Source organism: Streptomyces sp. RP5T (genome assembly GCF_003933965.1).
In the GTDB taxonomy this organism is placed as follows: domain Bacteria; phylum Actinomycetota; class Actinomycetes; order Streptomycetales; family Streptomycetaceae; genus Streptomyces.
On the sequence record NZ_RSAJ01000589.1, the window covers coordinates 1 to 5,067 of the forward strand.

Sequence of the window (5,067 nt, forward strand, 5' to 3'; positions counted from 1 at the left end):
GTCATCAGGTCCTCCGGCCAGTCGGTCGACGTCGGCTCTGGACTACTCCCCCGCGTACCCGTGAGCCCCGCCGCCAGTCACCCGCCCGTATGACGCGCGGGGCCCGCGTGGGTGCGCCCGGGTGCGGGCGGGCCACGGTCCGGCCCGCCCGTGCGTGGAACCGCGCGCTCTAGAAGCCCTCGGGGTGGGCCGCCAGCCACCTCTTCGCCGCGCGCAGCAGCTCGGGGTCGACGGCGGGGGCCTCGTCGGGGTGGCGTTCGGCCCACTTGACGACGTACGGGCACAGGGGGGCCACGGACATGCCCTCACGCGCCGCGATGCCGTAGAGCTCACGAGCCAGGGAGCCCGCGATGCCCTGGCCCTCGTGGGCCGGTTCCACGATCGTGTGGACCGGGACCAGGGCGCGCTCCGGCGATTCGAGGACGAAGTACTGGATGTGGCCGACGACTTCGCCTCCCCCGGATCCGAGGGCCTCCAGCCGGCCGGCCGGCCGGTCGTCGCGGATCTCTATGTCGCTCATGGGCACGCTCCTGGTCCGAAGGTCGTCGAGCAGGGTCAGGCCGGCACCGAATGCGGGCTGCGCTCCTGGTCCGAACCGGGCACGGGGGCGGACGGATCGGCTCCCAGGGCGAGGATGCGGTTGTCGCGGTCCACGTGCACGACCCGGGGTTCGAGCGCCCGCGCCTCGGCGTCGGTCACTTGAGCGTAACTGATGATGATCACCAGATCCCCGGGGTGGACGAGGTGGGCGGCGGCACCGTTGATGCCGATCACGCCGGACCCGCGCTCGCCCTCGATGACGTACGTCTCCAGGCGGGCGCCGTTGGTGACGTCGACGATGTGGACGAGCTCACCGGGCAACAGGTCGGCGGCGTCGAGGAGATCCGCGTCGATGGTCACCGATCCCACGTAGTGCAGGTCGGCCTGGGTCACGGTGGCGCGGTGGATCTTGGACTTGAACATGGTGCGCAGCATTTTCAACTCCTGGAAGACGGCTCCCTGCCTGCTTTGCGCAGGTCAAGGGCGGTCTTCACTTTACAACTGGCACGCGCCGGACTTGAAGACTGTGAGGAACATCGCTCACTTCAGGATCATCCCGGCCAGTGCGTCCTGCCCCGGCCACTGCCGCCGGTCACCGTCCGCCCTCACGAGGAGAGGTCACTGATGGCGTTGCCCAGCAGCTTCGCGGCGAAGAGGAGGCAGATCACGGCCATGATCGCTGTGTTGTTCCGCTCCATCCAGAGCTTGAGACCGTCGAGGATGTGCTTCGAGCGCTCCTTGAGGGCGAAGTAGAGCACGACCGGGGTTCCGGGCCCGAGCGCCCCGAGGAGCACGTAGACCGCCAGGGCCACGGCCTGTGCTCCGGCGGAGGCGTCCGTGCGCGCGATCGCCGACGCCGCGGCGATCGAGAGCAGCAGGTTCTTCGGGTTGACGGCGGACAGGGCTGTCCCGAGGGCCAGCGCCTTGACCGGGGTGAACGAGTCGACCGTCTTCATCCACTTCGGGAGCGGCACCTCCTCGTCGCCGCGCGGCCGGCCGCGCCACTCCTTCACCGCCACCCACAGCAGCAGCACGCCGAGCGCCAGGTCGAGCACGCTGACCCAGACGGCCGGCTGCCCCTGGTCGCTCGCGCCGGCGCCGCCGGAGACCAGCAGCACGATCGTGCCGACGAGGGCCAGGCCCAGGGCCCAACCCAGGAGCAGTGCCGACCCGTTGGAGCGCGCCCTGGGGGTGGCGAGCATCAGCACCACGCCGATGATCGGGAACGCGCTCAGCGCCACGGCGACGCCGTAGGACAGAATCTGACCGATCGCCTCACCCATGGCCGCCTACCTCACGCCGGTTCGATCTCGCCCGGACGCCAGCTCTTGTCGAACCAGCTTTCGAGCGGGCCGTAGAGTCGCAGCGTCACGAAGAATCCCTTGCCGGGCACCGTCCGGACCCAGTTCGCCTCCTGGCCCTCCGGCGCGGAGGGACCGAAGTGGATGACCGTGTCGCCATTGCTCTGGGACCGGACGCCTTCCGACTGGTTGTTGACGCTCGGGTAGGGCTGGTCCGTGCGCAGCAGCGACCGGGTCTGGGGGTCGTAGGCGGTGACGGCCCAGAAGTTCTTCACCGGGATGCCGCCCGGCAGGGTGAGCGTGTAGTGCCGCCCGCCGTCGAGCCACTCGCCCGTGGAGTCCTCCGCCGTGTAGGCGTACTGCGATCCGGTGCCGACGGGTGCCGTCACCATCGCCGGCGAGGAGACGGTCGCGAAGTAGTAGAACACCGCCCGGGAGTCCAGCAGGCGGGCGCCGTCCTCCGACAGGAACTCGTAACTGCGCGTGGGGAACGGGGTCTTCCACGACTTGTCGGGGTAGTAGTAGAAGCCCGGGTCACGTGGCTTGAAGGCCAGCGTCCGTACGATGCCCGAGGCGATCCTGGCGGCCGTGTCCAGGATCGAGCGCATCCGGTCGTCCGGCTGGAAGGGCCTGCCGCGCACGATGCCGATCGCGGCGAGCTGTCCGGCCCGCTCGGGATCGAGCGACCCGGCCGGCTCGGTCTGGACGATGGTGTCGATCTCCTCGAAGAAGGAGAAGTCGTTGGCGTGGATCGTGTTGAAGTCCGATTCCGCCCAGTTGACGAAGCGCTGCTCGGGCGGGTCCGCCGCGACCGAGAGCGGGTAGATCCGCGTCGTGAGCAGGCTCTCCGTGCCCCCCAGCGCGCGCAGCACCACCCAGGAGCTGTACGTCGTCGGCCGCACGACGAAGTAGCCGTCCGGAACGTCGCCCTCGTGCCCGGGAGGCAGGAAGAGGTACTTGCCTCCCTCTCCCTTGTCGGGCCCGGCGATGCCCATGTCGGTGACGTAGCGCTGCCACATGTCGTCGACGACGCACAGCGAGTTCCCCGGCGCCTCGATCACGGTGGGACCGTCCTCGTCGAGCGCCAGGAAGGTCATCCCGTAGGTGGTTTCCGTGTTGCCCGTGAGCAGCATCGGCGCCGAGGTGCATTTGGGGGCCGTGTAGCCGATGGCGCGGGAGTCGACGCCGAGGCTCCGCAGTCCGCTTCGCAGGGCCACCATGGAGGCCCCGGGCACGCAGTTGAGGAACGCCTCGATCCCGCGCAGCAGGTCCAGCGTGTCGTAGCTGCGGGTGACCGTGTCGGGCAGGGGCAGGCCGTCGAAGAAGTCCAACGCTCCGAAGACCGTGTCCAGCCGATCCGGGCACACGATCGACGCGAGGGTCTCGGGCGGTGTGCCCGGGCTGGGAGCGTCACTGATGTGGGGCACTGGGTTCCTCCTGAGTCTCGTGTTGCTTGAGAACCACGTTCCAGTCGTTCTTCACGCTTACCGTCGTCCAGCCGGACCGCTCGGCCGTCGCGCGTGCCCGCTGCGCGCTGTCGCTGTAGGCGTACTCCCGCATGTCGTCGTCGTGCACGATGAGCAGGGCGAACCGCGCGCAGGCGAGCAGTTCGACGTCCACGTCGTCGTTGCCGACCGCGAAGCCCGGCAGCCGGCCGGTGCGGGCGAGGAAGTACTCCGCCTTGCCGGGTCCGAGCGCGACCGGGCCGTGCGGGGTCGCACGGCGGACCAGCGCGCCGTCCCGGTAGGCGAACTCCGGGGCCGAGCCGATCACGTTCTCCCGGGGCAGACCCCAGGTTTCCTCGCAGACGACCCGCATGAAGTCGCGCCCGCCGCCCGAGCAGACGAACAACCGCCAGCCGTACGTCCGGAGGTAGTCGAACAGCTCCAGCATCGGCTGGTAGACGACACCGGAATACGGCAGGCCGAAGCGTTCGTGGCGCCAGGACGCCAGGTACCTTTCGGCCTCGGCCTCGAACTCTCCGAAGGTGGTGCCCTCCCAGGCCGATCCGACGGCCTTCACCATCGACGTCACGGCGTCGGGGTCCTGGTCGTTCAGCGCGCGGAGATACGCCTCGTCCCCGTCGACGATCGCCCGGTAGGGCTGCTCCTCGGCCAAGGACGGGTCCGCTCGCACCCGCGCGGCCAGTTTCCCGAGGACGAACGGCATCTGCACCGGAGCGGGCTTCTCCACCCACAGAGTTCCGTCGTTGTCGAACACGGCGACCCGGTCCGCCGGCGGAACGTAGCCCGGCGCCCCTTCCGTCGCCGCCGACGTCACGAAGTCGACGATCGCCTGCTTCGCGGCACCGTCGTTCCAACTCCCCAGCGGGCTGCTGCTCATGGTCACCTCGGTGTCCGGACCGTCACGCCGTCGGATCCCCCGCCCAAGGTCAGTCCACCGCCTTGATCTCGCCGGGCCGCCAGGACCGGTCGAGGAACGCGCTGACCGCGCGCACGTGGTCCAGAGGGTCGTGGACGCGGTTCGCGGTCCCCTCTGTGGGCACACGCGGTCGGAAGTCCAGACTGCCCAGGCGTGTCTCCACCCGCTCGGGAGCCGGCATCGACTCCGTGGCCTGGGGTGGGATCTGCGCGGTGCCCTGCAAGGGATCACTCCGTTCTCGGGAAGAGGCCGCCCTGTCGACCATGGGCCTCGCCTACCGGAGACCACCACCGCACCTGGGCCATCGGAGGGTCTTCGAGGGGAGGGGTACGTGGTTCGGCCCACGGCGGGGCACGGCTCCACGACACCGGGCCGGGCTGAACCGTCACGGTGTCCTTCCTCGCCCCCGGGCCGACGGGTCCCTTTCCCGGCCGCAACGTGGTCCGCGCCGGGGGGACTGCGCCTTGACCATCAGGCTCACCGTGACCGGCGTGATCGAGGTGGCGGGGAGACCGCCCCGGGCGAGGGCCATGGTGCCCACCAGCTCGGCGACGCCTTGTGCGACGGCGGGGACGCGAGAACCCCGTGGACGGAGACCAACGGCCTGGTCCGCTGAGACGCAGCAGCGACCTCGCCTGAGGCCCTGGCGGCGTCGGGCCGGGTCACTCCCTCGCGGCTGTGCGCTGTCGCTGCTCGTCGCCGGTCCGACGGAGGGCGCAGTCGAGACCCGGCTGTGCGTCAGCAGGCGCACGGCGGTGCGGCGCGCGACGCGTCCGAAGGCCCTGGCGGACGCCCGGTCCCGGCCGCAACTCGGCCGGCAGGCGCACGAACGCGGGTGCCCCTG

The 5,067-nt window shown here is 70.4% G+C and carries 6 protein-coding genes; all 6 read right to left on the reverse strand.

Going from position 1 to position 5,067, the window contains the following annotated elements:
• Positions 1 to 169 precede the first annotated feature (169 nt).
• The 6 genes from EHS43_RS36980 to EHS43_RS37005 all read right to left on the reverse strand — a co-directional run bounded on the left by EHS43_RS36980 (position 170) and on the right by EHS43_RS37005 (position 4,446).
• The gene (locus tag EHS43_RS36980) at positions 170 to 520 is read right to left on the reverse strand and encodes a GNAT family N-acetyltransferase (RefSeq protein ID WP_185806569.1); all 351 of its coding nucleotides are present in this window, start codon (positions 518 to 520) and stop codon (positions 170 to 172) included.
• 35 nt (positions 521 to 555) lie between these two features.
• Positions 556 to 975, reverse strand: coding sequence for an aspartate 1-decarboxylase (gene panD, locus EHS43_RS36985; RefSeq protein WP_125194997.1), 420 nt, complete (start codon positions 973 to 975; stop codon positions 556 to 558).
• Positions 976 to 1,145: 170 nt separating this feature from the next.
• Positions 1,146 to 1,823 carry a GAP family protein gene (locus EHS43_RS36990; RefSeq protein ID WP_125194999.1) on the reverse strand — a complete coding sequence of 226 codons (678 nt, stop codon included), beginning with the start codon at positions 1,821 to 1,823 and terminating at the stop codon, positions 1,146 to 1,148.
• 11 nt (positions 1,824 to 1,834) lie between these two features.
• On the reverse strand, positions 1,835 to 3,268 hold the full coding sequence (locus EHS43_RS36995; protein ID WP_185806570.1) for a DUF1254 domain-containing protein: 1,434 nt from the start codon (positions 3,266 to 3,268) through the stop codon (positions 1,835 to 1,837).
• Positions 3,252 to 4,184, reverse strand: coding sequence for an HAD family phosphatase (locus EHS43_RS37000; RefSeq protein ID WP_125195000.1), 933 nt, complete (start codon positions 4,182 to 4,184; stop codon positions 3,252 to 3,254). The genes EHS43_RS36995 and EHS43_RS37000 overlap by 17 nt, the downstream gene beginning before the upstream one ends.
• 49 nt (positions 4,185 to 4,233) lie before the next feature.
• Positions 4,234 to 4,446 (reverse strand): hypothetical protein, encoded by a 213-nt coding sequence (locus EHS43_RS37005; RefSeq protein ID WP_185806571.1) that lies wholly within the window; start codon positions 4,444 to 4,446, stop codon positions 4,234 to 4,236.
• Positions 4,447 to 5,067: the final 621 nt, after the last annotated feature.

Excerpts from the sequence above, each read along its gene's own strand:
- EHS43_RS36980 (WP_185806569.1), bottom strand. The coding sequence starts at position 520 with ATGAGCGACATAGAGATCCGCGACGACCGGCCGGCCGGCCGGCTGGAG.
- panD (WP_125194997.1), bottom strand. The coding sequence starts at position 975 with ATGCTGCGCACCATGTTCAAGTCCAAGATCCACCGCGCCACCGTGACC.
- EHS43_RS36990 (WP_125194999.1), bottom strand. The coding sequence starts at position 1,823 with ATGGGTGAGGCGATCGGTCAGATTCTGTCCTACGGCGTCGCCGTGGCG.
- EHS43_RS37000 (WP_125195000.1), bottom strand. The coding sequence starts at position 4,184 with ATGAGCAGCAGCCCGCTGGGGAGTTGGAACGACGGTGCCGCGAAGCAG.